This is a genomic window from Methylobacterium nigriterrae (assembly GCF_037106235.1).
Lineage (GTDB): Bacteria > Pseudomonadota > Alphaproteobacteria > Rhizobiales > Beijerinckiaceae > Methylobacterium > Methylobacterium nigriterrae.
Map to the genome: position 1 here is coordinate 1 of NZ_JBAWTG010000438.1, position 835 is coordinate 835.

The window sequence follows — 835 nt, forward strand, 5'->3', positions numbered from 1 at the left end:
CTTCATCGCGGCGAGCCTGCCGCTCTTCTTCATGGTCGGCGTGTCCTGGCCGGTCGAGGCGATCCCCGCAGCGATCCGCTCGCTGAGCCGGATCTTTCCCAGCACCTCCGCGATCGACGGTCTCGTCCGCATCAACCAGATGGGCGCAACCGTCCACGACGTCAGGCACGATTGGCTGACCCTCTGGGCTCTGACCGGGTTCTACGGGCTCCTCGCAATCCTGGCGGCACGAGTGGCAAACAGAGGGGTGGCCAGCGATGCGCGGTAAAGCGACGTTGCCTGTCCTTGCGGGCGCGACGATTGCCGTCGCCGTCGCGGCGGCGGCCTATCTCTGGTGGCCCCGGAGCGAGACCGCGCCGCTGCCATCCCCGGGTGTCGTGCACTGGACCGAGATCCGCATCGCCCCCGAGACGAGCGGCCGGCTCGCGTCGTTCCGGGTGACGGCCGGACAGCCGGTGCGGCAGGGAGACGTGCTGGCGGTGCTGAACAGCCCCGAACTCGCGGCGGCGGTTCAGGAGGCGAGAGCCAACGCCGCCGCCGCGCAGGCTGACTTGGCCAATGTCCTCGCGGGGGTGCGCAAGGAGGAGGTCGATACGGCGGCACAGAACGTCCGTATCGCCGAGGCGAACCTCCTCCTCGCGCGCCAGCAACATGAACGCGTCACGACGCTCGCGTCCCATGATTACGCCAGCAAACAGCAGCTCGACGAGAGCACGGCCGCCCTCGGCAAGGCCGAGTCCGCCCTCAGCCTGATGCAGGCGACTTTTGCTCAGCAGAGGGCCGGTCCGACCAGCGAGGAGCGCGACATCGCGAAGGCCAAGGTCGAGCTCGCGAA

At 68.9% G+C, this 835-nt stretch carries 2 protein-coding genes; both read left to right on the top strand.

Annotation, left to right across the window (positions count from 1 at the left end):
- Positions 1-268: ABC transporter permease (locus WDW90_RS37620; RefSeq protein WP_336492806.1), on the top strand; the 268-nt coding region annotated here is incomplete at its 5' end.
- Positions 258-835, top strand: a 578-nt coding sequence (locus WDW90_RS37625; RefSeq protein ID WP_336492807.1) for an HlyD family secretion protein, incomplete at its 3' end; no start/stop codon positions are given. The genes WDW90_RS37620 and WDW90_RS37625, both read left to right, overlap by 11 nt.